This window comes from Saccharopolyspora sp. SCSIO 74807 (genome assembly GCF_037023755.1).
Lineage (GTDB): Bacteria > Actinomycetota > Actinomycetes > Mycobacteriales > Pseudonocardiaceae > Saccharopolyspora_C > Saccharopolyspora_C galaxeae.
The window spans coordinates 2,292,196-2,318,335 of the sequence record NZ_CP146100.1 but is presented as its reverse complement, the minus strand read 5'-3'; the positions used below and the strand labels follow the sequence as shown (position 1 = coordinate 2,318,335).

General features: G+C 68.9%; 22 protein-coding genes and 1 tRNA gene. 11 read left to right on the top strand and 12 right to left on the bottom strand.

What is annotated here, in order from left to right:
• The first annotated feature begins 179 nt into the window (after positions 1–179).
• Complete coding sequence (locus V1457_RS10585) at positions 180–1,334, top strand: hypothetical protein (RefSeq protein WP_338602986.1); 1,155 nt, start codon at positions 180–182, stop codon at positions 1,332–1,334.
• Here V1457_RS10585 and V1457_RS10580 read toward each other — a convergent pair.
• A complete protein-coding gene (locus V1457_RS10580; protein WP_338602983.1) occupies positions 1,331–3,400 on the bottom strand; it encodes a hypothetical protein in 2,070 nt (689 codons plus the stop codon). The two genes, V1457_RS10585 and V1457_RS10580, sit on opposite strands and share 4 nt — an antisense overlap.
• Positions 3,401–3,545: 145 nt before the next feature.
• Between V1457_RS10580 and V1457_RS10575 the strand changes: the two genes are divergently transcribed.
• From V1457_RS10575 to V1457_RS10565, 3 genes are all read left to right on the top strand, one after another.
• Positions 3,546–3,618, top strand: a tRNA-Arg gene (locus tag V1457_RS10575).
• Positions 3,619–4,426: 808 nt separating this feature from the next.
• Complete coding sequence (locus V1457_RS10570; RefSeq protein ID WP_200069100.1) at positions 4,427–5,419, top strand: GlxA family transcriptional regulator; 993 nt, start codon at positions 4,427–4,429, stop codon at positions 5,417–5,419.
• Between the two features lie 88 nt (positions 5,420–5,507).
• A complete protein-coding gene (locus V1457_RS10565; protein WP_338602980.1) occupies positions 5,508–6,662 on the top strand; it encodes a cytochrome P450 in 1,155 nt (384 codons plus the stop codon).
• Between the two features lie 5 nt (positions 6,663–6,667).
• Here the strand turns inward: V1457_RS10565 and crcB are convergent, their stop codons facing one another.
• Both crcB and V1457_RS10555 read right to left on the bottom strand, forming a co-directional pair.
• Positions 6,668–7,030, bottom strand: a complete 363-nt coding sequence (gene crcB, locus V1457_RS10560; RefSeq protein ID WP_200069098.1) for a fluoride efflux transporter CrcB — start codon at positions 7,028–7,030, stop codon at positions 6,668–6,670.
• Positions 7,027–7,497: a CrcB family protein gene (locus V1457_RS10555; RefSeq protein ID WP_200069097.1), complete on the bottom strand. Its 471-nt coding sequence runs from the start codon at positions 7,495–7,497 to the stop codon at positions 7,027–7,029. The genes crcB and V1457_RS10555 overlap by 4 nt, the downstream gene beginning before the upstream one ends.
• Positions 7,498–7,664: 167 nt before the next feature.
• Here V1457_RS10555 and V1457_RS10550 point away from each other — a divergent pair, with 167 nt between their 5' ends.
• Both V1457_RS10550 and V1457_RS10545 read left to right on the top strand, forming a co-directional pair.
• Positions 7,665–8,609, top strand: coding sequence for an RsmB/NOP family class I SAM-dependent RNA methyltransferase (locus V1457_RS10550; RefSeq protein ID WP_295140923.1), 945 nt, complete (start codon positions 7,665–7,667; stop codon positions 8,607–8,609).
• 167 nt (positions 8,610–8,776) lie between these two features.
• Complete coding sequence (locus V1457_RS10545) at positions 8,777–11,074, top strand: heavy metal translocating P-type ATPase (protein ID WP_338602973.1); 2,298 nt, start codon at positions 8,777–8,779, stop codon at positions 11,072–11,074.
• Between the two features lie 550 nt (positions 11,075–11,624).
• Here V1457_RS10545 and V1457_RS30580 read toward each other — a convergent pair.
• Complete coding sequence (locus V1457_RS30580; protein ID WP_407074759.1) at positions 11,625–11,873, bottom strand: zinc finger protein; 249 nt, start codon at positions 11,871–11,873, stop codon at positions 11,625–11,627.
• A 134-nt stretch (positions 11,874–12,007) separates the two neighbouring features.
• Here V1457_RS30580 and V1457_RS10540 point away from each other — a divergent pair, with 134 nt between their 5' ends.
• Positions 12,008–12,892, top strand: a complete 885-nt coding sequence (locus tag V1457_RS10540) for a helix-turn-helix transcriptional regulator (protein WP_307849935.1) — start codon at positions 12,008–12,010, stop codon at positions 12,890–12,892.
• 3 nt (positions 12,893–12,895) lie between these two features.
• Positions 12,896–13,099, top strand: a complete 204-nt coding sequence (locus V1457_RS10535; protein WP_200069093.1) for a DUF397 domain-containing protein — start codon at positions 12,896–12,898, stop codon at positions 13,097–13,099.
• 37 nt (positions 13,100–13,136) lie between these two features.
• Here V1457_RS10535 and V1457_RS10530 read toward each other — a convergent pair whose 3' ends face one another.
• Positions 13,137–15,083 (bottom strand): cytochrome c oxidase assembly protein, encoded by a 1,947-nt coding sequence (locus V1457_RS10530; RefSeq protein ID WP_338602966.1) that lies wholly within the window; start codon positions 15,081–15,083, stop codon positions 13,137–13,139.
• Positions 15,084–15,319: 236 nt separating this feature from the next.
• Between V1457_RS10530 and V1457_RS10525 the strand changes: the two genes are divergently transcribed.
• A complete protein-coding gene (locus V1457_RS10525; protein WP_338602963.1) occupies positions 15,320–16,708 on the top strand; it encodes a PepSY-associated TM helix domain-containing protein in 1,389 nt (462 codons plus the stop codon).
• 2 nt (positions 16,709–16,710) lie between these two features.
• Positions 16,711–17,349, top strand: coding sequence for a DUF5134 domain-containing protein (locus tag V1457_RS10520; RefSeq protein WP_338602960.1), 639 nt, complete (start codon positions 16,711–16,713; stop codon positions 17,347–17,349).
• 3 nt (positions 17,350–17,352) lie between these two features.
• On the opposite strand, the gene V1457_RS10515 is transcribed toward V1457_RS10520, so the two are convergent.
• Positions 17,353–18,240, bottom strand: coding sequence for an alpha/beta fold hydrolase (locus tag V1457_RS10515; protein ID WP_200069089.1), 888 nt, complete (start codon positions 18,238–18,240; stop codon positions 17,353–17,355).
• Positions 18,241–18,294: 54 nt separating this feature from the next.
• Entirely contained in the window at positions 18,295–19,215 is a 921-nt protein-coding gene (locus tag V1457_RS10510) for an aminoglycoside phosphotransferase family protein (RefSeq protein ID WP_338602955.1), read from the bottom strand.
• Between the two features lie 271 nt (positions 19,216–19,486).
• Here V1457_RS10510 and V1457_RS10505 point away from each other — a divergent pair, with 271 nt between their 5' ends.
• Positions 19,487–22,792: an AAA domain-containing protein gene (locus tag V1457_RS10505; RefSeq protein WP_338602952.1), complete on the top strand. Its 3,306-nt coding sequence runs from the start codon at positions 19,487–19,489 to the stop codon at positions 22,790–22,792.
• 61 nt (positions 22,793–22,853) lie between these two features.
• Here the strand turns inward: V1457_RS10505 and V1457_RS10500 are convergent, their stop codons facing one another.
• The 5 genes from V1457_RS10500 to V1457_RS10480 form a co-directional block, all read right to left on the bottom strand.
• On the bottom strand, positions 22,854–23,102 hold the full coding sequence (locus V1457_RS10500) for a hypothetical protein (protein ID WP_200069088.1): 249 nt from the start codon (positions 23,100–23,102) through the stop codon (positions 22,854–22,856).
• Positions 23,099–23,440: a hypothetical protein gene (locus V1457_RS10495; RefSeq protein ID WP_338602948.1), complete on the bottom strand. Its 342-nt coding sequence runs from the start codon at positions 23,438–23,440 to the stop codon at positions 23,099–23,101. Before V1457_RS10495 ends, V1457_RS10500 begins: the two co-directional genes overlap by 4 nt.
• A 688-nt stretch (positions 23,441–24,128) precedes the next feature.
• The gene (locus V1457_RS10490; protein WP_200069087.1) at positions 24,129–24,764 is read right to left on the bottom strand and encodes an ATP/GTP-binding protein; all 636 of its coding nucleotides are present in this window, start codon (positions 24,762–24,764) and stop codon (positions 24,129–24,131) included.
• Entirely contained in the window at positions 24,745–25,638 is an 894-nt protein-coding gene (locus tag V1457_RS10485) for a DUF742 domain-containing protein (protein ID WP_338602945.1), read from the bottom strand. The genes V1457_RS10490 and V1457_RS10485 overlap by 20 nt, the downstream gene beginning before the upstream one ends.
• A 4-nt stretch (positions 25,639–25,642) precedes the next feature.
• On the bottom strand, positions 25,643–26,089 hold the full coding sequence (locus V1457_RS10480) for a roadblock/LC7 domain-containing protein (RefSeq protein ID WP_200069086.1): 447 nt from the start codon (positions 26,087–26,089) through the stop codon (positions 25,643–25,645).
• Between the last annotated feature and the right edge of the window lie 51 nt (positions 26,090–26,140).

Below are 26,140 nucleotides of genomic sequence, written 5' to 3'. Positions count from 1 at the left end.
CGGCGATGCGCGATCAACTGGGACAATTCCGGCCGGAGAGCCGGAGAGCCGGAGAGCCGGAGAGCCGGAGAGCCGGAGAGCCGGAGAGCCGGAGAGCCGGAGAGCCGGAGAGCCGGAGAGCCGGAGAGCCGGAGAGCCGGAGAGCCGGAGAGCCGGAGAGCCGGAGAGCCGGAGCGGGCATGGCCGCTGAACGCGCCGACCGCTGGTCCACCGTCCCGGTGCGCCGCCGCGTGCTCGGCGTGGTCCGCACGCTGACCGCGCTGGACCGGCTGCACGACGTTTTCGGCGTGCTGGCCGACGATTTCCGCGTGGAGGTGCGGTTCGCGGTCGCGGAAGGTTCGGAGTTCTCCGACCGCCTCGCCGAACACCTGCACGCCGCGGGCATGACCGTCGTCGATTGGCAGGACGCGACGAAGGAGCACTTCGACCTCGCGATCTCCCCGAGCAGCAACGGCGCGCTGCACGAACTGGACGTCCCGCTGCTGACGCTGCCGCACGGCGCCGGCTACCACAAGCTGCGGCCGACGGATTCCGGCGTGGCGGGCGCGATTTCCGGTCTCGCACCCGAACAGCTCCTCCACAATGGACGCGTGGTGGCGTCGGTCCTGGCGCTGTCGCACGACGACCAGCTCGACCTGCTCCGCCGTTCCTGCCCGCAAGCGGCCGAGCGCGCGGCGGTCGTCGGCGACCCGTGCTTCGACCGGCTCCGGGCGAGCGTGCCGATGCGCGCGCACTACCGATCCGCCATGAGCGGCGGAAAACTGGTGATGGTGAGTTCGACCTGGGGCGGCGAGTCCCTCTTCGCCCGGCAACCGGACCTGGCCGCACGCCTGGTCGCGCAGTTGCCCGGCGATCACCGGGTCGCGCTGGTGCTGCACCCCAACATCTGGTCCCGGCACGGTGCTTGGCAGATCGACCGGTGGACGCGCGGTGCGCAGCGCGCGGGGCTGATCGTGGTGCCGCCGCACCGCGGTTGGCGGGCGGCGCTGGTGGCTTCGGACGTGGTCCTCGCCGACCACGGCTCATTGGCGCTGTACGCAGCAGCGCTGGGGAAACCGCTGCTGCTGGCCGAGTTCGGCGCCGCCGAGGTCGCTGCGGGAACTCCGGCGGCCGATCTGGGCACTCGCGCGCAGTTCCTCGGCCCTGGCGACTTGCGGTCCCAAGTGGACGGTGCGATCCCGCTGCCGGAACGCGCCTCGTTCGCCTCCCGGACGTTCGCCGAACCGGGCGGATCGACGGCTCGGTTGCGCGCGGTCATCTACGACCAGCTCGGCCTGCCGGAGCCCGACTACCCGGCACGTCCGGAACCGGTCGAGGTGTTCGCCGGGAGTTAGAGCTGTTCGCGCAGCTGCTCGGCGCGCGGACTACCGGCCTGTTCCAAGATGTTCAGCGCCTCCGCGGCGCATTCCCGCGCGGCCGCGGTTTCGCCGATGTGCGCGAGGGATTCCGCCAGCAGCTCCAACGGTTCCGCGAGGTCGTGCGAAACCCGCCGCTCCCGCGCGTCGGACTCCGCGGCACGCAGCACCCGCACGGCCTCGGCGTGGTCGCCGAGCCGCTGGTGCACCCGCCCCATCGCGACTCGGATCCGGCCCGGTGTGCGCTTGTCCTGCGGATAGTCCTGGAGCCGGTCCAGCGCGCTGTGCAACTGCCGCAGCGCATCGTCCGGTCGTCCATCGCCTCCGAGCGCGCGCCCGAGCATGTATTCCTGCAGCGCCATGGCGCGCGGCAGCCCCAACTCCGCGTTGAGGTCGCGGGCCCGCCGGAACAGCGGTATCGCTTCGGCCCACGAGCTCTGCTCGAGGTGGGCGCGGCCGTGGAACTCCAGCGCCGAAGCCAACGCCCGCCGGTGCCCGGCCCGCTCCGCCACCTCCCGAGCATGAGCGGCCTGCTCGTGCGCCGCGGAGAAATCGTGCTGTTCCGTGTACAACCGCACCAGCAAGGTCCGCATCCGGGCCTCGGCGACCAGGTCCTGCGCGCGCTCGGCGGAAGAAACTCCGTTGCGCAGCGCCGAGATCGTGTCCGCGTAGTGCTTGTGCTGGTTGTGCAGCGTCCACACCGGACTGTCGCAGAGCGAGATCACGACCCGGTCCCATCCCTGCTGGTGCGCGGTGTCCAGCACGGCCAGCAGGTTGACCCGCTCGCGCTCCAGCCATTCCAGCGCGGAGTCGTGGTCGAACGGGTTCTCGCCCAGCAGCTCGTCGTCGTGGCCGACTCGGAACCGCTGCGGCTCCATCACGGCCCGGTCCGCGTACGCCCCGCGCAACCGGTACCAATCCGCGAGCCTGCGCAGCGCCGCCGCGTCGACACGCCGCTTCTCCACCGCGTGCAGCCGGACGAGGTCGTGGAACCGGAACTCGTCGTGGTCGTTGCGTTCCAGGAGGTTCGCATCGTGCAGCTCGTAAAGGAGGTCTTCGGCCTCGTCGACAGTCAGCCCTGCCAGCGCGGCCACGGCGTCGGCCGCGAACGCCGGCCCCGGAACGTTGCCCAGCAGCGCGTACAAATCCCGCTGCGCCTGCGGCAGTTCCTCGACGGCGCGGTCCAAGGCGTTGCGCACCACCGGCTCCCCGCCTTCCTGCAAGCGGTCAAGCCTGCTGTGGTCGTCTTCGAGTTCCGCGGCGACCCGGGCGAGTTTCCAGCCGGGCCGCTTCGCGAGCCGCCCCGCGACGATCCGCAACGCGATGGGCAACCCGCCGCACAGTTCGACGAGCCGCCGCGCGTGCGCGGGTTCGGCATCGACACGCGCAGCGCCCGCGGAGCGCAGCACGTCGACCCCCGCAGCCGCGTCGAGCCTCGGCACTTGCAGCGACAGCACACCGTCGACCGCCAACTCCGCCATGCTCCGCCCGCTGATCACTCCGACCAGCGCCGCGGACGAGGCGGGCCGCAGCTGAAGCAGCTCCCGCGGTTGCACGACGTTGTCGAAGACCAAGGCGACCGAGCGACCGCTGGTCTTGCTGCGGTAGAGCGCCAGCGCAGCGTCCGACGACCCCGGATACTCCTCGCCCAGCGCGGACAGGCAATGCCACAGCACTTCGTCGAGCCCGACGCTGCGCCCCCGCATGTCCAGGTACACCACATCGTCGAACCGCGCCCGCGCACCGTGCACCCACCGCGCCACCAACGCGCTCTTGCCCGTCCCGCTGCCCCCGCTGACCAGGACGCACAAGGCTTGATCAGGAGCCCGCTGCGCACCCAACGCCGCGTCCAGCTCCGCCAGCACGTCCTCCCGGTCGACGAAAAGCGCCGGCGCGGGCGGCAACTGCTGAGCACGCAACGCTTCGCCGCGATGATTGTGAATGTGCACGTCGCCGACCGTCTGCGCCTGCACCAGGTTCCGGACGTCGCCGACGTTCTCGTTGCGGCCGAAGTTCTCGTTCTGGCCAGCGCTCTCGTTGACCATCCCACTCCCCAGGCACGACCGACTCGACCCCGTGACGATCACATCACCCTACGCCACCCGCCACCCCTGCCCCGGCCGTCCGCACTCCCTGCTGTCAACAACCACGCCCCGGCCGGTACCCTCCAGGGGTCGACACGTCGACCACGCCCCCGTAGCTCAGGGGATAGAGCACGGCTCTCCTAAAGCCGGTGTCGCAGGTTCGAATCCTGCCGGGGGCGCATACGCTGACCAGCGGAAACGCTGAGGCGGATCACGGGGTTCGAGCGCTGTGGGCATGGTTTGGGCATGAGTTGCCTTAGCCTTGAGGCCCATGTCAGCTCGCAAGCAGCGAGTCCGCGGCAGCATCGAGGAGCGCGGAGACGGCTTCCGAGTCCACGTCTACGCCAGCACCGACCCGATCACCGGCAAGCCGCACTACCTCCGCGAGACGCACGGCAGCTACGACGAAGCCGAGAAGGCTCGGACCCGCTTGCAGAACCAAGTCGACGAGCGTCACACCGCAGTAACGTCACTGCGACACAAGTTGTCAATCAATGGATGGACGTGGCGGGTCATGCGGAGTCCACTCGGGACCGCAACGAGAACCTGATCCGCAACTACATCAAGCCGAACTTCGGCACGATGTCCGCCGCCAAGCTCGATGCCGAAACCCAGGAGCGCTTCTACGCGCGCCTGCTGAGGTGCAGCGAGCTGTGCTGTGCATCGGCCGCCGGACCAAGAGCCACGAGTGCACTCCTCTGGCACCGAACACGGTCCGCAAGATTGACTTCCATCTTCCGCTCCGCGCTCGACCGCGCGGTGCGGTGGCCCTACCTGTCGGTCAACGAGGCCGAAATCGCCGAACCATCCCAGTTCGAGGCCACCGACCCGGACCCGACCACATCCAAGGAAGCCGCCAGCCTGCTCAACGAAGCCTCCCGCGACCCGCAGTGGTGCCTGCTGCTGTGGATGTCGATGATCACCGGCTTTCGCCGCGCCGAGCTGTGCTCGAGTGGCCCGGAAGCCATCATGTGCAAGGATCGGGCCATGGCCGTTTTCCGCCACCCCGCTCGCCACCACGTCGCCGTCCTGGTGCGGCAAGGCCTGCTGCCGATGGAGCCGGGCATCGTGCACCAGCTGTTCTCGCTGGCCGCGAACTCCGCGGGCGAGCAGCTGTACGAGGTCGTGACCTGCGGTGTCACTCCCGGCGCGGTGCGCACGACCGCCGATTTCAGCGTGTTCGTGGAGCACGGGCCGGAAGCGTTGGCCGAGGCGGACACGGTTTTCGTGCCCGCCTCCGACGAGGATTACGAGCCGACCGCGGGCGACCTGTCCGATCCGCTGGCGGCAGCTGTCGAACACATCCCTGCGCACGCCCGCGTCGCCTCGATCTGCACCGGTGCGTTCGTGCTGGCGGGGGCAGGGCTGCTCGACGGGCGGGCGGCGACGACGCACTGGAATTCCGCCGCGCGCTTCGAGCAGCGGTTCCCGGACATCCGGCTCGACCCGGACGTGCTCTACGTCGACGAAGGATCGGTGCTGACCTCCGCGGGCGAAGCTTCCGGGATCGACCTGTGCCTGCACCTGATCCGCAAAGATCACGGCACGGCCGTAGCGAACGACGTAGCTCGCCGGGCGGTCGTCCCCGCGCACCGCGATGGCGGCCAGGCGCAGTTCATCCGCTGGGCGGTGCCGGAGCCGCAACGCGCCAGCACCGGCCGTGCGCGGGCATGGGCGTTGCAGCACCTGGACCGCACGTTGCCCCTGAGCGAACTCGCGGCGCGCGAGTCGATGAGCGTGCGGACCTTCACGCGCCGATTCCGGGACGAGGTCGGGCTTTCGCCGCTGCAATGGCTCACCCACCAGCGCGTGGAACGCGCGCGGCAGCTGCTGGAGGAGACCGACCTGCCGGTCGACCAGATCGCCGAGGACTCCGGATTCGGCACCGCGGCCTCGCTGCGCCAGCACTTGCGCGCGAAGCTCGGCACCTCGCCGAGCACGTACCGCAGCACCTTCGGGTCGGCTCGGCCTGCCGGTTAGAACCCGCGCTGCTCCGTTAGGAGTGCACTCCCTGGGCACGGACCTGCCGCCCTGCTAAGCAAGAACGGGCGACGCTGCGGGAGGAACCGTGCAGGACGCGCGCAAGATCGTTCGCGAAGAATCCCGGGACCGGTGCCCGGTGCACCGGGATCCGGACGGGATTTGGCAGGTCAACGGCCACGCAGCAGCTCGTGCGGTGCTGCGCAGCTCCGACACCGTGCAGGCCGGGCTCGGCGTGCAGACGCTCGAGAAGATGCCGCCGAACATGCGCCGCCCCGTGCTGTACCGGGACGGGCAGGGGCATCGGGACGACCGGAGGCAGACCGCGCGGTTCTTCACCCCGCGGCGAGTCGACGAGCACTACCGCAGCGTCATGCAGCGCACCGCCGAAGCCCAGATGGCGACACTGCGCCGCGACGGCGAAGCGCACCTGGGCGACCTGGCCTTCCAACTCGCCATCGGGGTCGCCGCCGAGGTGATCGGGCTGACCGAAAGCCGTCCCGGTATCCGGCGGCGACTCGAGCGGTTCTTCCCCGAAGAGTTCGGCACACCCGGTTTCACCAGCATCGATGGACTCCGCTGGCTCTTGCGGCAGGTGGTCAACTGGAGCGCGATCCACATCCGCGACGTGCGCCCCGCGGTGCGGGCGAGATGGCGGGAACGTCGCGACGACGTCATCTCGCACCTGCTCGACGAGGGTTGTTCCAGCGCGGAGATCCTCGCCGAGTGCATCACGTTCGCCGCGGCGGGCATGGTCACCACCCGCGAGTTCGTCAACCTCGCGGCCTGGCACCTGCTCACCACACCCGAGCTGCTGGCCCGGTACCGCGCCGCGGACGAGCCGGAACGGCTGGCCGTGCTGCACGAATTGCTGCGCCTCGAACCGGTCCTCGGCCATCTGCGCAGGCGCACCACCGCACCGCTGGAACTGTCGGGCACGACCATCCCGGCAGGCGCGCTGGTGGACATCGCGCTCGGCGACACCAACGTCGACCCGGCCGAGATGGGCGCCGAACCGCTGCAGGTGTGCCCCGGACGCGAAGTTCCCGGTGACGCGGCGGGGCTTTCGTTCGGGGACGGTGCGCACAAGTGTCCCGGCGCAACGATCGCGATCTTGGAGACCGACGTGTTCCTGCGGGAACTGTTCGCCCTGCCGGTGCGGATGAAGACGCCCCCGCGAGTCTCGTTCAGCGAGGCCACGACCGGCTACGAACTGCGTGGCCTGGTGGTCGCGGTGGATTGAGCCGGTCAGCTCAACGCGGCTTGCACCGCGACGAGCCCGAGCAAGGCCGCGCCGACCGAGGCCAGCACGCTCACCACTACGTTCACCGCGGCGTAGAAGTACGCCTCCTGCTCGGCGAGCCGCAGCGTCTCGTAGCTGAACGTGCTGTACGTCGTAAGCGCACCGCAGAAGCCGACGCCTAGCAGCGCCGACACCTGCTCGGGCAGCACACCACCGGTCAGCGCTCCCAACAGCAACGAGCCGACGACGTTCACGGTGAGCGTGCCCCACGGGAAAACCGTGTCGTGGCGCTGCTGCACCGCGCGGTCGGTCAGGTATCGCAGCGGTGCCCCGATCGCCCCGCCGAGGAACACGAGCACGGCCGTCACTGTTGCACCTGCTTTCCCACGATGGAACGGGTGAGCGCCACGCCCGCCAGTACCGCGAGCAGCGCTCCCAGCACGGTGCCCACGAGGTACAGGCCCGCGGGCAGAACTGATCCCGGCCGCAGCAACCCGGCGAATTCCACCGCATACGTGGAAAAAGTGGTGAACCCGCCGAGGACACCGACTCCGATGAACGGTCGGAGCAGCCGATGCACCGACCACACCTCGTGGATCAGCACCATCAGCACTCCGATGAGCAGGCAACCGAGCACGTTGACCCCGAAGGTCGCCCACGCTCCGATCGGCAGCAGCACCCCCACCGCGTACCTCGCCAGCGCGCCGAGACCCCCTCCCAGCGCGATCACCAGCAACACCGCGCCGTGCGTGCGGACCAGCTCACCGCGTTGCTCCGCGACGTGCACGTCCACGTCGGGGTCGATGGGTTCCTCGCGATCGGCCTCGGTTGCCATGCTGCCTCCCGATTCCGGACGGGTTCGGGTCGAGCAGGGACCGTTGGCGGCTCGCAGCCGCGGTTCTCCGTGCCGGACCGGTGAGCCCCACCACCGCGGCCCGCGATGCTATCGCGCCAGGTCCGCACCGGTAGATTGGTCCGCGTGCAGGACGGGAGCCTCGGGCGGTGAGCGGTCAGCGCAAGACCCGCGCGTTCGAGAAGCGGATGGCCGAAGTGCTCGGAATCCGGGCGAACCAGGTCGAATCGGTGTTCCGGGGCGCGCGCCCCACGTCGATCCGGGTGAACCGGCTGCTGGACGAACCGCGCTACCAGGAGACGCTGGCCGAGGTGCGGGCCAAGGCGCCGAGCGTGCAGCCGGTGGATTGGTGCGAGCACGCCTTCTTCTGGCCGGAGCAGGACGGTTTCGACGACATCCTGCCGATGGCTCACGAAGGCCGGGTTTACCTGCAGAACGCCGCGAGCCTGATCCCGCCGGTCGCGTTGGACGCGCAGCCGGGCGACGACGTCCTCGACGTCGCCGCGGCGCCGGGTGGCAAGGCGTTCCACATCGCCGCGCGCACCGGCAACGAGTGCTCGTTGTGGCTGAACGATTCGGCGCCGCCGCGGGCGAAGAAGCTCGCCGAGCTGGCCGAGCTCTACGGCGTGCGCCATTCGGAGCTGACCACGCACAGCGCGCAGTACATCGACAAGTCGCTGCCTGCGGAATCCTTCGACCGGATCCTGCTGGACGTGCAGTGCTCCGGCGAAGGCCGGGTCAACCTGCGCAAATCAGACGCGCTGCGGTACTGGTCGGAGGAGCGGGTCGAGAAGTACAAGTTCCTGCAGACGAAGATGTGCGACGCGGCGTACAAGCTGCTGCGGCCGGGCGGGGTGATGGTCTACTCGACCTGCACGCTCAGCCCGGAAGAGGACGAGTTCCCGGTGCACAAGGTGCTGCAGCGGCATTCGGACCTGACCGTGGAACCACTCGGGTTCACCGAGGAGGAGTTCCTCGGCGGCGTGGGTTCGTGGCAGGGCACCAAGTTCGACAAGCGACTCCGGCACGCTGTGCGGGTGCGCCCGTCGGAGCTGTTCGAGGGCTTCTTCGTGGCGCGGCTGACGAAGGGCTGAAGCCACCCCTTCGTGTCATGGCGAACGACTGTTCGACCCAGGATCATGGAGTCATGGCCGCCGAGTTCCGCGACTCACACCCGGGAACCCGCAGGCGGTCACTGCCGACCATGTCAACGCCAGAGGTTTGCCCAGGACCACCGAGAGCTCCCCGCGAGAGGTAGACGATGTCCCCGACGGTTGCCGAAAACGACCAGGTCGAGCTGGCCGTGCGCGGCATGACCTGCGCCGCGTGCGCCACGCGCGTCGAGCGCAAGCTGAACAAGCTCGACGGAGTGCGCGCGGGCGTGAACTACGCGACCGGGCGGGCGAGCGTCGCGGGCGCAGGGGACGTCGACCTGCTGTTGCGGACGGTCCGCGATGCGGGCTACGAGGCCGATCCGATCCCGGAAGAGGCGCCGGAGTCCGCCGCCGCGGAGGAGCCGGATCGGGTGCGGGACCTGTGGCGGCGGATGCTGGTGGCGATCGTGCTGTTCATGCCGCTGTGCGATCTGTCCATCATGTTCACGGTGCTGCCGCAGTACCGGTTCGCGGGCTGGCAATGGCTGCTGGTGGCGTTGACGATCCCGGTCGCGGGCTGGGCGGCGTGGCCGTTCCACCGGGCCGCGTTGCGCGGCGCCCGGCACGGTTCGTCCTCAATGGACACCTTGGTGTCGCTGGGGATCACCGCCGCGGTCGGCTGGTCGCTGTATTCGATGTTCTTCCAGCCCACGCTGCCCGCCGAGGCGGGTTGGCACCTGCTGCTGAGCCCGCAGGGCGCGCTGTACCTGGAAGTCGCGGCCGGAGTCACGGCGTTCGTGCTGGCCGGGCGCTACTTCGAGGCGCGAGCGCAGCGTCGCGCCGGGGACGCGTTGCGCGCGTTGGCCGCGTTGCGCGCCAAAGCGGTGACCGTGGTCCTCGACGATGGCGCGCAGCAGGAGATCCCGGCCGAGGATCTGCAGGTGGGACAACGGTTCCTGGTGCGCCCGGGCGGCACGATCGCCACCGACGGCGTGGTCGTGTCCGGTCAGGGCGCGTTGGACCGCAGCTCCATGACCGGCGAGTCGGCACCGGTGGAAGTGACCGAGGGCGATGCGGTGCTCGGCGGCACAACGGCGCTGAACGGCCGGCTGGTCGTGCGGGCCACGCAGATCGGTGCGGACACCCGGCTTTCCGCGATGCTGCGGCTGGTCGCCGATGCGCAGTCCGGGAAAGCGGCCGTGCAGCGGCTCGCGGACCGGATCGCCGCCTACTTCGTCCCGGCCGTGCTGGCGCTCGCAGCGGTCACCCTGCTCGGCTGGTCGCTGCTGGACGGCTCGGCGGACCGGGCGTTCACCGCCGCACTGGCCGTGCTGGTGATCGCTTGCCCGTGCGCGCTGGGCCTGGCGACGCCGACCGCGCTGATGGTCGCTTCCGGACGCGGTGCCGCGCTGGGCATCTTCATCAAGGGCTACCAGGCCCTGGAGTCGACCCGTGCGGTGGACACGGTGGTGCTGGACAAGACCGGCACCGTCACCGAAGGCCGGATGTCGGTGGTGGAACTGGACTTCGTCGCCGATCAGGACCGCGCTTCGGTGCTGCGCCGCGCGGGCGCCGTGGAAGAGGCGTCCGAGCACGCGGTCGCCGCGGCGATCAGCGAACTCGCCCGCTCCGAGACCGGGCAGCTCCCGGCCGCCGAATCGTTCGCGGCACGGCCGGGCTTGGGCGCGAGCGGCACGGTCGACGGCCGCGAAGTCCTCATCGGCCGCCGGGAACTCTTCCAGGAACAGGACTGGTCCGTTCCTGAAGAACTCGACCGGACCCGCGAGCAGTGGCAGGAACAGGGCCGCACCGTGGTCCTGTCCGGTGTGGACGGAGCGGCGGTCGCGGTGTTCGCGCTGGCGGACGCGGTGAAACCCTCTGCGCCGCAGGCGGTTTCCGAACTGCATCGGCTCGGCCTGCGCACGGTGCTGCTGACCGGCGACAACGATGCCACGGGACGCACGGTGGCGGACGAGGTCGGCATCGAGCGGGTGATCTCCGAGGTACTGCCGGACGAGAAGGCCGAGGTGGTGCGCGGTCTGCGCGCGGAGGGCCGGACCGTCGCGGTGATCGGCGACGGCGTCAACGACGCACCGGCGCTGGCGACCGCCGACCTCGGCCTCGCGGTCGCGACCGGCACCGACATCGCGATCGACGCAGCCGACTTGATCTTGGTCCGACCGGACCTGATGGTCGCACCGGACGCGATCCGCCTTTCCCGCGCTACCTTGCGCACTATCCGCGGCAACCTGCTGTGGGCGTTCGGCTACAACGTGGCCGCGCTGCCGCTCGCCGCCTTCGGCCTGCTCAACCCGTTGATCTCCGGTGGCGCGATGGCGTTGTCGTCGTTCTTCGTCGTCTCCAACAGCCTCCGCCTCCGCCGGTTCACCGGGAGCGGTGTAGTCGCCGGTTCCCAGGCACCGCAACGGGAAAGGACAACGGCAACAGCCGAAGCCGCCGCTTGATCGCGCTCACCGAGCGCAGCACGGGCGCTTCGACCACCCTCGTGGCCGAGAAGTACGAAGTCGACGGGTGATGGGGTGGCCGGACAGCGCGCTTTTCGGGGAGGAACTGCGCGCGCTGCCCGGCCACTCGGTCCGTCGCTGCTCGGGAGAGTGGGCAGTTCCGGACCGCATCGGGAAAGCCGCGGGGGACTCGGCCTTCCCAGCCTTGGCGGTTGAGCTTCGGCGCGGCGATCAAGCCGCCGTGTCGTTCATCAGCGGTTGCACCAGCTCGCTGGGATTCCGTTCGTTTCCTGGCATGGGAGCGAAAACAGCGTGCTCACCGGTGATCGTCACGGGCCCCACCTGCGGACCGGGATCTTCCAGCACGATCCGCTGGTTGCAGGCACGGCAAAGCCACCTTCCGCTGCGAGGAACGGGAATCCGTTGCCGGTGGTGGACCGGCCCGAGCACGACATGACCGCATTCGGCGACCGGCGCCAAGAAGCCCCCGACCCGGCGGCGGCTCGCCAGCCGGTGCCACACCGACTCCGCGACACCGCACACCCACCGTTCAGTCCCCACGCGGCCCTACCTCCGGAAGCGGATTCCTCGCGTTGTGCCGTTCCGCGATCGGCCGGACCTTTTCCGCGCAGGTTGCGCACGTCGGCCACAGCCACGCGGCAGCCCCTTCCTCCGCCACCAGCGCAGCACCGCACAACGCCTCGACACACGTCCCCGCTCGAAAACCCAGCCGCGGCGCGGAATCCCGGCCCGCATGACGCTCACCCCTCGCCGGAAACCAACGAAACGGATACGGCAACGCACACCTCCAGGGAGCACTACCCGCGATCGATCACGGGCTCGAGAGCAATGAACCGCCGTCAACTTGTCCCATGAATCTATCTTGTCCCACGGGACACATCTATTCCACGTTGGAGTGATCTATCCGGTCGCGTGGTCGACATCGGCCCCGCCTCTAGGATCGCGACCATGGCGACCACACCAGCCAACTCACCAGCGACACGTGCACTCGGGGCTGAGCTGCGGAACGCGCGCACCCAGGCCGGATTGACCGTGCGGGCGCTGGCCGAGAAGTTGGACCTGCCGAAGACGCGCATCAGCAGGTGGGAGACGGGCAGCGGAGTCCCGCAGCCCGAAGACGTCGCTAGCTACCTGACCGCGCTCGGTGTGACCGGAGACGAGTACGAGCGCTTGCTGGAACAAGCTCGCAGCACCGAAGCGCCGAGCTGGGTGACCTCCGGCATCCCGGGAGTCCAGAAAGAACTCGCATCACTGGTCCAGTTCGAGCGGACCGCTACCGAGATCGTCGATGTCGCACCGATGCTGATACCCGGCCTGCTGCAAACCGCTGACTACATGCGAGCGGTCATGAACGGCATGGACGACAGCCAGATCGGTCCGCGCATCCTCACCCGCATGGAACGGCGCACGATCTTGACCAAGAAGCGAGCTCCGACCTTCACCGCACTGATCGGCGAGTACGCCCTCCAGGAACCCTTCGGTGGGCCGCACGCGATGGCGGAGCAGTTGGCCCACATCGAAGCTACGGCCGTCGACGTGCCGAACGTGACGGTCCGCGTCCTGCGTTCCGGGGCTGAAGGCTTTCACCCCGCGCACGCTGGGCACTTCGTGCTGATGCGCTTCCCGAAAGCCGATCCGATCGTAGAGGTCGAGCACTTCAGCAGCCTGGTCTTCCTCAAGTCACCGCGCGACATCGCTGCTCATTCCAAAGCCGTGGACACGCTGACCGATCTCGCCCTGAGCGAATCCGAGTCCCTCGACCTCATCGCAGATATCCGAAAGACGATGGAAGGATGAACGATGAATCCTGAGCTGCGCGGATGGCGCAAGAGCAGCAGGTCCGCCCAGCAAGGCTCCTGCGTCGAAGTCGGCGGAGCCCCCGGCCTCGCCGCCGTCCGCGACACCAAGGACCGCGACGGCGGACACTTGATCTTCGCCGCACCGGCTTGGTCCGCGTTCCTGCGGCACCTCCGCACAGGCGCCCTGGACCGCTCGCACACCTGAAGGTTCGCCGAGAACACCCGCTGGCGAGCGTGCCGCGTCAGTTGCCGCGGCGTTGGGCGAGTTGGGCGAGCATTTCGTTGTAGGCAGCGAGTTCCTCGTCGCCGGAGCGATCGGCGCGGCGGGCCTCACGCATGTCGTGCCGGTACCACTGGGTCATCAGGGCCAGCAGCACCACGATCAGCGGGCCTTCGCCCGCCGCCCAAGCGATCCCGCCCGCGAGGTACTGGTCGGCGAGCAGGTCGTGCGCCCACGGCAGGTCGAGGGTGCGGTAGAAGTTCTCCGCGATCACGCCGTCCATGCTCATCATGATCACGCCGAAGAAGGCGTGGAACGGCATCACCGCGAACACCATTCCGAGTTTCGCCAGGTGCGGCAGCGGTTTCGGCGCCGGGTCCACGCCGATCACCGTCCAGTAGTACAGGTAGCCGACCAGCAGGAAGTGGATGTTCATGAGCTCGTGCGCCCAGTGCTCGGACATCGCGGCCTCGAACAGCGACGTGAAGTACAGCGCGTAGAACGAGACGACGAACAGCACCGTGGCGATCGCCGGGTGCGCGAGCCACCGCGCGAGCGGCGAGTGCACGGCGGTGAGCACCCATTCCCTTGGGCCGTGCGGATTTCCGCGTCCGGCCGGGGTGCAGGCGCGCAATGCCAGCGTGATCGGCCCGCCCAGCACGAGCAGCACCGGAGTGAGCATGTTGAGCACCATGTGCACGAGCATGTGCACGCTGAACACCCCGGACGAGTAGACGCCGAGCCCGGAGGACGTGGCGATCACGAGCGTCGCGCACCCCACCAGCCACGCCGCCGTCCGGCCCGGCGGCCAGGAATCCCCGCGCCTGCGCAGCGAACGCACTCCCAGCAGGTAGAGCGCGGCGAGTGCTACGGCGGCCGTGCCGAGAATGAGGTCGAAGCGCCAAACCGTCAGCAGGTTCAGCAGGCTCGGCGGCTCGGGCAGGTCGTAGCCGAGGATCACTTCGGACGTGCTGGTCGTGCGGTCCAGCAGGTTCGGCGGTGGCGTGTGCGCCATGCCCATCGATACCCCGACCGACACGAGCATGATCGTGAGCTCGGTGCCCAGCAGCGCCGCCGGTGCCGCGAGCCGCCGTCGCGCCCACATCCCGGCCGCGCCCAACGCGGCCAGCAGCACCACCTTGGCCAGCACCAACGCGCCGTATCCGGTTGCCAGTCGACTCGGCGGCAGCAGCACGAACGCATCCACGAGCCCGGAAGCTGCCAGCACGAACCAGCAGACGGCCGCGAGCTTGCGGTAGCGCGCCAGCACCAGTTCCCGATGTCCACCGCCACGGCGCACGTGCGCGATGACGGCGATCAGCACGCCCAGCCACAACGCGGCCGCCACCACGTGCAGCACGATCACGTTGGTCCCGTAGTCGTGCCCGGCGTTGGATGCCGAATGACTCACCACCGCCGGTGGCAGCAAGCCGATCGCGGCCAGCGCCGCCAGTCCCATCGCGGGTCGCCACATCAACGCCATCCGCGCGCACACCGCGACGACCAGCGCGATGAGTGCCGTGGCCAGCCACGCCTTCGGCTCGTACAACGCGGACAGCAGACCGGTGAACGCCGATGGCTCCACCACGTCGGCCAACGACTGCCCGGACGAATCAGCCATTTCGAGCGGAATCATCAACACCGCTGCCACGAACCAGACCCAGCCCGCAGCGCCACCAGCACGCACCGCCGCGAAACCGTCCGGAGACACCCCACCGGAACCGCGCGGTGTGGTGAAGAACGTCGCGAACGCCAACGCTCCCAAGCAGATCGCTGCGGACACGTCGGCTACCAGCCGCACGAGTCCGATGCCGAGCTGCACCACCGCGCCCGGTGCCGACAGCCCTAGCTGCGCGTAGACGTCCGCGCCGCCGAGCGCGGCGACGAACACCGTCAGCAGCACCGCGAAGCCACCACCCAGCAGCCACGGCAATCCGCTCCGCACCCGGCCCGTACGTTCCTCCGACATCGGTGGTTGCTGCTCCCTGCGCCTATCGACACCGGCCGCCCGAGATGGCAGGCCGCACAGGACGGGTCGGCCGCGAGTTCGTCGCGGTTCCGGCAGATGTTGCGGCGTGACAAGGCACACGGCCGAACCGGCGCGGCCGTTCCCAGTTGATGGACGTCATTTTCCCGGCCGGGAACCGATGCCGATGATCCCGCGACTAGTGGTGCGACGACACGCGCCGAACGGTGGGAGAAGCGATGGCGACGGATCCGACGCTCGTGCGGCAGGACCCGCTACCGGAAGCCGGCGCCCCGGAGGACGTGCCGCCGGGGCGTTCCACCTGGGCGGTGCTGCGCCCGCTGATCATGCGGCTGCACTTCTACGCCGGGATCTGCATCGCACCGTTCCTCACCGTCACCGCGCTGACCGGCCTGCTGTACGTGTTCACCCCGCAGCTGGAGCAGTGGGCCTACGCGCACGAGCTGCACGTTCCGGCCGCCACGACCAGCGCACCGCTGTCCGCGCAGATCGACACCGCGAAGGCGGCGCTGCCGGACCGGGAACTCAGCGCGGTGCGCCCTGCGCCGACCGCGACCGACACGACGCAGGTCATCTTCGCGCCCGACGCAGGCCGCTCGGACAGCTACCACCGCACGGTGTTCGTCGACCCGCACACCGGCGAAGTGCGCGGGAACTTGGAGACCTACGGCGACGGCCAGTCGTTGCCCCTGCGCACCTGGGTCGACAACCTGCACCGGGGACTGCACCTCGGCGACGCGGGCCGGGTCTACAGCGAACTCGCCGCGAGCTGGTTGTGGGTGGTGGTGCTCGGCGGACTCGCCTTGTGGATCGGGCGGCGCCGCCGCGAGCGCCGCGCCCGGCTGCTGCTGGCACCGGAGTTCCGGCCCGCCGGGCGCAAGCGGGTGCTGTCCTGGCACGGAGCGGTGGGCATCTGGGCCGCGATCGGCCTGCTGTTCCTCTCCGCGACCGGACTGACCTGGTCGCTGTTCGCCGGTGAGAACGTGACCGCGTTGCGCGCCGCGCTGTCCTGGGAGACCCCCGAAGTCACCACCGATGTGCCACCCGCTCCGGCCGCGGGCCCGAGCGGAGACGTGGGCGTCGACCGGGTGCACCAGGTCGCGCTCGGGCAAGGGCTCAACGGACCCGTGGAGATCACCCCGCCCGACGGCCCCGGCAGCGCCTACACCGTGATGCAGGTGCAGCGGCACTGGCCGACGCAGCAGGACCAGATCGCCGTCGACCCGGCGAACGGGAACGTGACCGGAATCGTGCGGTTCGCGGACTACCCGCTCACGGCGAAGCTCTCGCGCTGGGGCATCGACGCGCACATGGGGATCCTGTTCGGCTGGGTCAACCAGGTGCTGCTGGCCTCGCTCGCCCTCGGCCTGCTCAGCATGATCTTCTGGGGCTACCGGATGTGGTGGCTGCGGCGGCCCACCCGCGGTTTCGGCCGGTTGCCGGAACGCGGGGCGTGGCGCCGGATCCCCGGCCGGGTGCTCGCGCCGATCATCGTCGGAGGCGCCTTCATCGCCTACTTCGTCCCCTTGCTGGGGGCTTCGCTGCTGTTGTTCCTGATCGTCGACATCGTGCTCGGGCTGCGCGCCCGGCGGATCACCGGAGCCTGACCGTGGTCGAATCGTCGCTGCTGCGCTGGGTCCTGACCGTGCTGTTCACGCTGACCGCGGTGTGGTGCGGATTCCGCGCCGCCCGCCCGGCCGGTGGGTGGCCGGACCGGCTCAGCTCGATCAGCCACCTCGCGATGAGCCTGCTCATGATCGCGATGGCCTGGCCGTTGGGCATGAGCGTGCCCGCAGGGCCGCAGATCGCGCTGTTCGCGGTCGCCACCGGGTGGTTCCTGGTGCTGACCGCGCTGCGGGTGCCTTGCGGCCACGCCCGGCGGGCGCGGATCGCGCACACCCACCATGCCGTGATGTCGGCGGCCATGGTGTGGATGATCGCGACGATGCCGATGCTGATGATGGGCGGATCCGACTCCGGCGGCGGGCATCATCACCACTCCATGGGCGCACCGTCGTCCGGAGTGCTGGCCGCCGCGGCGACGCCCGGGCCGCCGAGCGGTGTCGTGACGATTTCGGTGCTGCTGGCCGGTTTCCTGGTGCTGTCGTCGGTGGCGTGGATTTCCAGCGCCGTCGACACCGGCCGTCGCGCCCTGGCGGAATCCACCGCGACCCACCCGGCGTGGGACTCGGCCTGCCACGGGGCGATGAGCATCGGCATGGGCGCGATGCTGCTCAGCATGGTCTGAGGTTCACAAGCTGCCGAAGAAGGTCAGCAGCGCATCCGCGGTCTCCTGCGGCGCTTCTTCCGGCACGTAGTGACCGGACGGCAGTGCCGCCCCGCCCACGTTGTCGGCATAGCCGCGCCACACCGACAGCACGTCGTAAGTGGCGCCCACGAACCCTTCCGCGCCCCACAACGCCAGCAACGGCGCGATGACGCGGTTCGCGCGGTCGGCTTCGTCGTGTTCCAGGTCGACCGAGGCCGCCGCGCGGTAGTCCTCGCAGGACGCGTGGATCGCCGCCGGATCGGAGAAGCACCGCACGTACTCGTCCACAGCCGCGGGCTCGAGCAGCCCGGCGTCGCCGCTCCACGCGTCGATCCGGCTGCGCACCCAGAACTCCGGCGCGCCACCGATCAGCCGCTCCGGCACGCCATCGTCAGCGGCCAGCAGGAACCAGTGGTAATAGCCGAGCGCAAAATGCATGTCGGCGTGCCTGAACGCGTAGTGCGTCGGCACGATGTCCAGCACCGCGAGCCCGCGCACCGCGTCCGGATGGTCCAGCGCCATCCGGTGCGCGACCCGGCCGCCGCGGTCGTGCCCGGCGACGGCGAACCGCTCGAAGCCGAGCTCCCGCATCACCAGCACTTGATCCCGCGCCATCGTGCGCTTCGAGTACCCCTCGTGCCCCGGCCCGCCCGCTGGCTTGTCGCTGTCGCCATAGCCGCGCAGGTCCGTGAGCACCACGGTGTGCTGCTCGGCCAGCGCGGGCGCGACCCCGTGCCAAATCAGGTGCGTCTGCGGATAGCCGTGCAGCAGCAGGACCGGCGGGCCGTCGCCCCCGACGAGGGTGTTGATGCGGACATCGCCGACTTGGACGGTTTCGCGGCGGAACGAGTCGGGCAGCGGGACGCTCATGCAGGTGCTCTCCTGACTGTCTCGGCAGCTCCTCCCCGCACGCTAACCCGCCGGTCAGCGCTCGCGCGTCAACGTCGTCACGATCACTTGCTCGGCCGGGGACAACGCGGGCTCGCCGTCGTCGAAGTGCCACACCATCTCTTGCAACAACCGCCCGCACGTCCACGCGCGGGCGCGGGCCCGGTCCAGCTCGAGCACTTCGGTCATGAGGTCGAACCGCCGCCGCACCGCTCGCGCCGGGTCCCCGGTCGCGACCACGTCGTCCCACCGGTTGTGCAGCGCGGGCAGCAGCTCGAAGCACGGGTCGCCGGCCAGCGGTTGCGGGTCGATGGCCAGCCACGGTTCCCGCCGATCGGCGGGATGCGCGGCGAGCACGTTGTCGTAGTGCAGGTCCCAGTGCAGCAGCCGGTCGCCAGGTTCGTGCACGACCTCGCGGACCTGCGCGGCGCACCACGCCAGCCACCGCTGCTGCTCGGCAGGCAGCTGCGGCTCGATCTCGGCGGCGCGGTGCAGCATCACCCCGGCCAGGTCGGACAGCCTCCGCACACCGGCAGGAGCGGGCACGGCGACCAATCTGGACAGCAGTTCGGAGAGGATGTGCAACGCCGCCACGTCGTCCGGCACGCCGCCCAGCGTGCGGTCGCCGTCGAGCCTTTCGAGCAGCATCGTCCCGGTCGCCGGGTCGTGGTCGAGCAGCTCGACCGCGCCGGCGCCGTTCCAGGCGCGCAGGCCGACCGGCTCGGCTTCGGTATCCGGCTCGACGAAGCGGAGTTTGAGCACCGCGGCCCCGTCTGCGCGGTTCACCGGCAGCACCAGCGAACCCACGCCGTGCCAGGGGTTCCCGTCCGGTTCGAGTTCCCAGCGGCGCAGGAATTCCGCCGCCAGCCCGGGCAGCGCCGCCACGAACTCGCGGCCGGACCGGCCGTGGTGCCGGACGATCGACGCCGCGAGCTCGGCAGGCACGGTGATCGGCATCGTGACTCCGGGACATCCGTTGTTGAGTTCAGACAGCAAGGTAGCCGCTCTTGGACCGAATCCCAACCGAGTTCCTCAGCTGCTACGCAGTGTCGAGTTTTTACTGCCGCCAAACCCCTTCGGACCAGCAGACCCGCCAAAAGAGTCGCCAGCAAGAGGTTTCCGCGAAAGGTGATTAGTCAGCCACTTTGATTTGCGCTCTTGTTCAGCCAACATTCTCGGGGTGCATCGTCGAGGGCCGTCGAACGCAGGACCCACAGGGGGAACGTGCATGACCTGGATCGACCAGGTGATCGAGGCAGTAGAACACCAGATTCCCGATGAAGAGGGCCCCGTACCGGACAGGCGGGCAATCGCACCGGCCGTTCAGGTGGAGCCCGGTTGGTACAAGGTATCCACCCGCAACCGGCCGGTCCGAATCGAGAACTACACGGACCTCAAACTCGCCGCTGAAACAGCTGAACGAACGGATTCCTACCGCGTTATCGCAGCGGTAGAAGGTCACGAGGAGATTCGGGTCCAGGTCGGCAGACACGCACCGGACTCAGGCCTGAGCTTGTTCGGAACTCCGCGCCTGCCCGGCTTCCTGCCAAAAAGCCTGCGGGACGCGCTGTCCAGGGCACCGAGACGGAGCCTGGCAGACGACGTGGCCGCCGGCCGCGCCGGTGCGGTCCCGGACGCTGTGCCGGAAGTCGCCGGGCTCACCCCGGAGCAGCGATGTGCCCACCACGCTTGCGTAGCACCGGGGGTGCATCTTGTCTGGGGCCCACCCGGGACGGGCAAGACCACGGTTCTCGGTCGAGCCATTGACGACCTGCTGAACACCGGCGCCAGAGTGCTACTCGTTTCCGGCACAAACATTGCAGTAGACAACGCCCTCGAAAGCGCGCTTACCCTGCGGGAGCACGAGCCGGGTGAGCTGCTCCGGGTCGGTACTCCCCAACTGCCTCGCATCGCCACCGACGATCGGGTTTCGCTAACTCGTATCGTCGCCGCACGGCTCAAAGAACTTACCGAGCAACGCGACCGGCTCGAAACGCAACTCGTCGAACTCGAAGACCACTCCGTGCTGCGGAGGTTCTTCGAGCTGGACGAGCAGGTTGACGATGCGGAGATCGACAACTATTACGCCGCCCAGAGTCGGATCGAGGCAGGGAGGCGCATCGACTCCTGTGCCACGGCGGTGCGAAACGCCGAAACCTCGGTTCAGTCCGCGAACGAACAGTTCGACACCAACCGCAAGGCGGCAGAGGCAGCGGCCGAGGCGGTGGAGCAGGTACAAGCACAGCTACGTCACCGGCGGATCGCGAACGACTTGGCGCACAGGTTCAAGCAGTTGTCCGACGCAGTAGAGCACGCTCAACGCGACCGCGTGACGATCAACGCCCGGAGACAGCGGCTCGCCGAAGACATCAGTGCTACCGGGAGTTCGCTCTTCGCCCGGATATGGCGGCGGCGAACCTTGCGCAGACTCCACCAGGACAAGGATGCAGCCGACCACGAATCCGCTGCGGCAACGCTGCGGCTGCGCAGCGCCGAAGAAGAGCAGCGCAACCAGCTCACCGAATTACATCCGAAGTACGCCGAGCACGACCGGCTCGCCGGAAACGCCGACGCGAACATGCTCGAGCGGCTCCGGCTCCGCTTGTCCACAGCGCAGACCGCTTCGGACGAGGCCCTACGCATCGCCGGCGACGCGGAACGCCATCTGCAACGTTGCGAGGCGGAACTGAGGACGGCAAGCCAAGCAGAACGGGAGGCCGAGCACGATTTCCGCCTCGTACGTGACGTGCAGCAAAACGGACTGCTCGCCCGTTACGAGGAGCGTGAAGAACTTCGCGATGATGCAATCGACATCGACCAGCGGCGGACGGAACTCGCTGCCGAGCATGACGAACTCCTGGGGAGGCTGGAAGACGAACAAGCCAACGCGCAGCCGAAGGTGATCCGGGAAGCACGACTGGTGGCCACGACGCTTACCCGCTTCCACATCAACAGCACGGTGGCCGAAGGCCCTTACGACGTCGTACTGGTAGACGAAGCGGCTGCCGCCCCGCTGCCGGAGATCCTTCTCGCGGCCACCGCGGCGAAGCGCACTGTGACCTTGCTCGGGGACTTCTGCCAACTTGGACCGATCAGGCCGAAATCGTTGCCGGATGATACGAACGTCGCGCGATGGTCCACTCGGGACTGCTTCGAGCTGTTCGGGATTACGACTCCGGACGCGGCCAGTGCGCACGACGGCTGTGTCTGCCTGCGCAGGACGCACCGATTCGGCCCCCGCATGGTCGAGTTGGCGAACAGAATCGCCTACGGCCACCACCTGCGGACCGCCAACGGCACCCAGCAGGACACCGAGGTGGTGCTAATGACCACCGACGAACTCGATGACATGGCTTCGGTCAAAACCGCGCCCACGATGAATGGAAGATGGTGGGCTGCGGGAAGTGTGCTGGCCCATGCACTGGCTGAACACCACCTCGGTGCCGGGGAGACCGTCGGCGTCGTGACGCCGTACAAGATCCAGCAACAGGCGACCTACGAATACCTGCGCGACCGCGGCTTGGACCGGAATGTGGAGGTCGGCACAGCGCACAGCTTCCAAGGACGCGAGTTCGATGTCGTCATCTTCGACACGGTCGAGTCCGGATACGAATCGCAAGGCTGGGTAGCGGCGGGCAACATGCGCGGCAACGATTACGCCCGCACCGGTGCTCGCTTGTTGAACGTCGGTCTCAGCAGGGTCAAGCACCGTGTTTACCTGCTGGCCGGCTGGAAAGCGATCACGTCCGCGCAATCCGGTACCGCACTGGCCGCGGTTCGCGAGACGTTCGATCAGTTGCAGCTCAAGGGAGTCCGGGCCTTCAAGTTCCTCGGCGTCGACGAGCAGGAGCGCCCGGAAAAACTCGACGCGATCGACGAAGACGTGTGGAACGCATTCGACGAGCACGTCCACGTCACCGCGCATGGCTGGTACGACGAGCACAGCTACTACCCCGCAGTGCTCGAAGAGATCGACCGAGCAGAGCATTCGATCTACATGTGGTCCCCCTGGGTACACAAGCGGATGGAGTCCGTGCTGCCACAGCTGCACGCGGCGTCCCAACGCGGGGTCGATGTCCGCGTGTTCATCTCCGACGAGGGCGACATCAACGACCGCAAGGACGATGAGGCCGCGGAACGGCTCGACCGGCTCGAAAGCTCCGTCACCCGCATGGTGCGGATGCGGAACATGCACCAGAAAATCGTCGTCATCGACAAGATGACCGTGTTCCTGGGCAGTCAAAACACCTTGTCGAGCAGTCCGCAGAAGCCCCGGCGCGAGATCATGGTGCAACACCGCGGTGGCCGATACGCCGCGAAAATACTGGAACATCAACACGCGGATGTACTCAGCGATCCGCCGGACTGCGACCACTGCGACGTGCGGATGGAGGTCTACCGGTCGCAGTCGCAGCGCAGCGATGAGTGGCTGTTCGTCTGCCCAGTCGAGAGACGGCGGCATCGCAAACCCATCACGCGAGGGAGCACCGCGCCCAAGGCCGGCACCACCTGTTCCCGGAGACGCCCACGCTGATGAGGCGCCCGGTGAGCGCGGCCGGACAGGTGCGCTCACCTTGCACCGAACGGCGGGGCATTCATCGCACACCGCGTCCCGCATTCGCCCGAATCCATTTCTTGGCCTGCACGCGCACATCCTGGTCATCGATCCAATCGGTGCCGACCTGCACGGTGTCGACCAAACCGTCATCACCGTGCGAACCACGCGCGTCGCCGCGATGCACGGTGATCACTCCGGCGCCGCGGCCCCAGCGGAATGTGTAGCTCTCGCGCGCCGACACCCGCTCGAAGTGCCAAGCCATCGGCAAGTGCTTCTTGTCGTTCACCGCGCACCCCCGGGCTCCGCGCGACGTTGCTGCGGGATGCGCGGCCAACGCCGCCGGAAATGCGAATTCGCGCAGGTGTGCGCCTCGTCGCCGGCTGCGGGCGGAATCGGTGCTGCGGCTGAAGAATCCCGGGTTCGCGGAAGTTCCGGGACCACTGGTGAACCGCGCGCGCCGTGCACGGGTAACGCGAGCAACGCGGGAACCACCTGGTCCACGGGCCCGGATCGCCGCCACGACGCGAGCGGTTCGGGATTTTCCAGGTCCGCCACCCGATATCGGGCGGCGACCGAGTCGTCGGGCGCGCTGGCGAGGAACACGTCCAGCACACCTCGCACCACGCGGAATCCTTGCAACACCGGCGCCGCCGGGACGCGCGCGCACCGGAATCGGAACCCCTCGCGCGCCGCGGCGCGAATCGCCCGCGACTGCGGCTGGAAGAGCGCGTCGAAGTCCACAATGGCCACCTTTCGTCGGATCGCCTTCTCGAACGCGGGAAATCACCTGGAACAAGGCGGTGCCGCCACCCGAGAACGATCTCGGGAGCGCGCCGCGACAGCTCGCTCAGGCGCTGTCGAGAAGTGGGATTAGTCGGCCATCGGCCGCTATTGAGGAATGTTAGCGGCCGGATAACGACGGGCGCACTCTTTCAATTGGGTGAATATTTCGCAGCGGTCCGGCACGGCCACTTGCGCACTTTCCTCCATAAAGGACCGTGCCGCGCAAGTGGCCGGACCAGCCGGAATCCGCGTCCGCAGACTCCGGAAGTCACCGCACAGCAGGCAAAAACCGCGCGCCGCGCGGGCGCGCACCGGCATACCCGGGTGGACGAACGCGGCACCGTCCACCGAAGATCGTCAAGAACACCGTGGACAGTGCCCGCGCCCGGGACCGGCGCCCGGCCGGGCACGAGATTTTCCCCGCACAGCGCAAAAAAGAGCGCGCCGCTCGAACGTTTCCGCTCGAACGGCGCGCTCGCGCAGGAGTTCCACCGCGGCAACCGCGGCGGGCCCGGTCACCGCAACCGGTTCACCGGGATGCTTGCGCGCCCTGCTTGGCCTGCCAGTGCCGCATCGAGTGCTGCACCAGCGCGATCAGCGCGTGCTTGGTGGACTGCTGGTCCCGCGCGTCGCACGGGCCGATCGGCACGTGCGGGCCGATCGCCATCGCCTCGCGGATCTCCTCCATCTGGTGGCGCAGCTCCCCGTCGAAGCAGTTCACCGCGATCAGGTAGGGCAGCCCGCGATCCTCGAAGAAGTCCACGGCCGAGAAGGAATCCGCGAGTCTGCGGGTGTCCACCAGCACGACGGCACCGATCGCACCGCGCACCAGGTCGTCCCACATGAACCAGAACCGCTGCTGCCCGGGCGTGCCGAACAGGTACAGGATCAGATCCGAATCCAGCGAGATGCGGCCGAAGTCCATCGCGACGGTGGTGCTGGTCTTGTCCGGCGTCGCCGCGAGGTCGTCGACGCCGGAACTGGCCTCCGTCATCACGGCCTCGGTGGTCAGCGGGACGATCTCGGAGACCGACCCGACGAAAGTCGTCTTGCCGACCCCGAAACCGCCGGCGACGACGATCTTGGCCGAGGTGGTGGCACTGCGCTGCTGGGCAAGCGGTCCCTGAGCGCCTGCTTGGGGAGCTCTAAAGCCGACGGAGTCCACTCAAAACCCTTTCCATCAACATCATGTGTGGTGCGCTGCCGCTTTCCGTCACAGTCTGGTGCACCGTGATCATCCCCAGTTCAGCCATGTCGGCCAGCAGCACCCGGGCCACCCCGATCGGAACGGACAGCATCGCCCCGACCTCGGCAACCGACCGCGGGTGCCTGCACAACTCGGCGATCGACTCGTGTTCCATCCGTCCCGCCGCGCCGGATCGGTACGACTCGCTGGTGGACACGAGCGTTTCCATTTGAAGCTCGTAGTTCGACCGGGTCCGCCCCCCGGTCCAGGTGTAGGACCGGATGCTGGAAGCCGCCGGCACGTCCGATTCGGCGTCCTGCGCAGGCCACTCCGCCGCGGGCCGCTCCCACTCCTGCCCCGCGGGCCGCTGCCCGCCGGTGGCCGGGACTCCGCGCGCAGGTCCCGCGGAGCCCCAGTCCGGTGGCGGCTGCGGCGGAACCGGCGGCTGCGGACCCGTGGACCACCCGCCGGGCGGCTGCTGCGCCTGGAAATCCGGCGGCGGCCCGGGAGGCTGCCTACCGGGCTGCGGAGGCGGAGCAGGCGGCCCGGGCTGCTGCGGAGCCGGGCCGGGCGGCGGTGCCTGTCCCGGCCCCGGCGGCCCCGGCGACTGCTGCCGCTGCGGCGGCTCCGGCTGCTGCGGTTGTTCCGGCTGCGCAGGTCCCGCTTGCGGAGGCTGTTCCGACGGCTCCTCCGACCGCTGCGCGCGCTTGCGCCTGCCGCGCCTGCCGCCGCGACCGCTGTCGAAGCTGAAGCCGTTCATCACATCGGCGAACGTGGTGCCTTCCGGCCCCTCTTGCGGACCCGTGTCGTCCCGTCTTCGGTCCTCGTGTTCGCCGAAATCGGAGTCGTCCATCGGTTCACCTCACCGCGGCCGGTGGGGAGAACGGATTCCCGGCGCCCTGCAACTGGTGCCGCAGCTCCGGCGTGAGGATCTGGCCGACGCGCTCCACCAGCATCGCCATCTCGTAGGCGATCAGGCCCATGTCGCACTGCGGCGCCGCGAGCACCGTCAGGCACGAACCGTCGCTGATGCCCATCTGGATGAGCGTGCCGTAGTGCATCTCGACGATCGTCTCGGTCACCTCACCGGCCTCGAAGCACTTGGCGGCGCCGTTGGTGAGGCTGAGCAGACCGGACGCGACCGCGGCCAGCTGGTCCGCCCGGTCCGGGGGGAGTTTCGCCGACGAGGTCAGCAGCAGGCCGTCCGCGGACACCACGATCGCGTGCGCCACACCAGCGACGCGCTCGGTGAAGTCCGTGACCAGCCACCCGAACCGCCGGGACATCGTCTCCTGGGGAGTCATGCAACCTCCTGGCTGTTGCTAGTGGAGTCGCCGGTCGAGACGACCCCGTGT

Excerpts from the sequence above, each read along its gene's own strand:
- V1457_RS10585 (WP_338602986.1), top strand. The coding sequence starts at position 180 with ATGGCCGCTGAACGCGCCGACCGCTGGTCCACCGTCCCGGTGCGCCGC.
- V1457_RS10580 (WP_338602983.1), bottom strand. The coding sequence starts at position 3,400 with ATGGTCAACGAGAGCGCTGGCCAGAACGAGAACTTCGGCCGCAACGAG.
- V1457_RS10570 (WP_200069100.1), top strand. The coding sequence starts at position 4,427 with ATGGCCGTTTTCCGCCACCCCGCTCGCCACCACGTCGCCGTCCTGGTG.
- V1457_RS10555 (WP_200069097.1), bottom strand. The coding sequence starts at position 7,497 with ATGGCAACCGAGGCCGATCGCGAGGAACCCATCGACCCCGACGTGGAC.
- V1457_RS10545 (WP_338602973.1), top strand. The coding sequence starts at position 8,777 with ATGTCCCCGACGGTTGCCGAAAACGACCAGGTCGAGCTGGCCGTGCGC.
- V1457_RS10535 (WP_200069093.1), top strand. The coding sequence starts at position 12,896 with ATGAATCCTGAGCTGCGCGGATGGCGCAAGAGCAGCAGGTCCGCCCAG.
- V1457_RS10530 (WP_338602966.1), bottom strand. The coding sequence starts at position 15,083 with ATGTCGGAGGAACGTACGGGCCGGGTGCGGAGCGGATTGCCGTGGCTG.
- V1457_RS10525 (WP_338602963.1), top strand. The coding sequence starts at position 15,320 with ATGGCGACGGATCCGACGCTCGTGCGGCAGGACCCGCTACCGGAAGCC.
- V1457_RS10515 (WP_200069089.1), bottom strand. The coding sequence starts at position 18,240 with ATGAGCGTCCCGCTGCCCGACTCGTTCCGCCGCGAAACCGTCCAAGTC.
- V1457_RS10510 (WP_338602955.1), bottom strand. The coding sequence starts at position 19,215 with ATGCCGATCACCGTGCCTGCCGAGCTCGCGGCGTCGATCGTCCGGCAC.
- V1457_RS10505 (WP_338602952.1), top strand. The coding sequence starts at position 19,487 with ATGACCTGGATCGACCAGGTGATCGAGGCAGTAGAACACCAGATTCCC.
- V1457_RS10485 (WP_338602945.1), bottom strand. The coding sequence starts at position 25,638 with ATGGACGACTCCGATTTCGGCGAACACGAGGACCGAAGACGGGACGAC.
- V1457_RS10480 (WP_200069086.1), bottom strand. The coding sequence starts at position 26,089 with ATGACTCCCCAGGAGACGATGTCCCGGCGGTTCGGGTGGCTGGTCACG.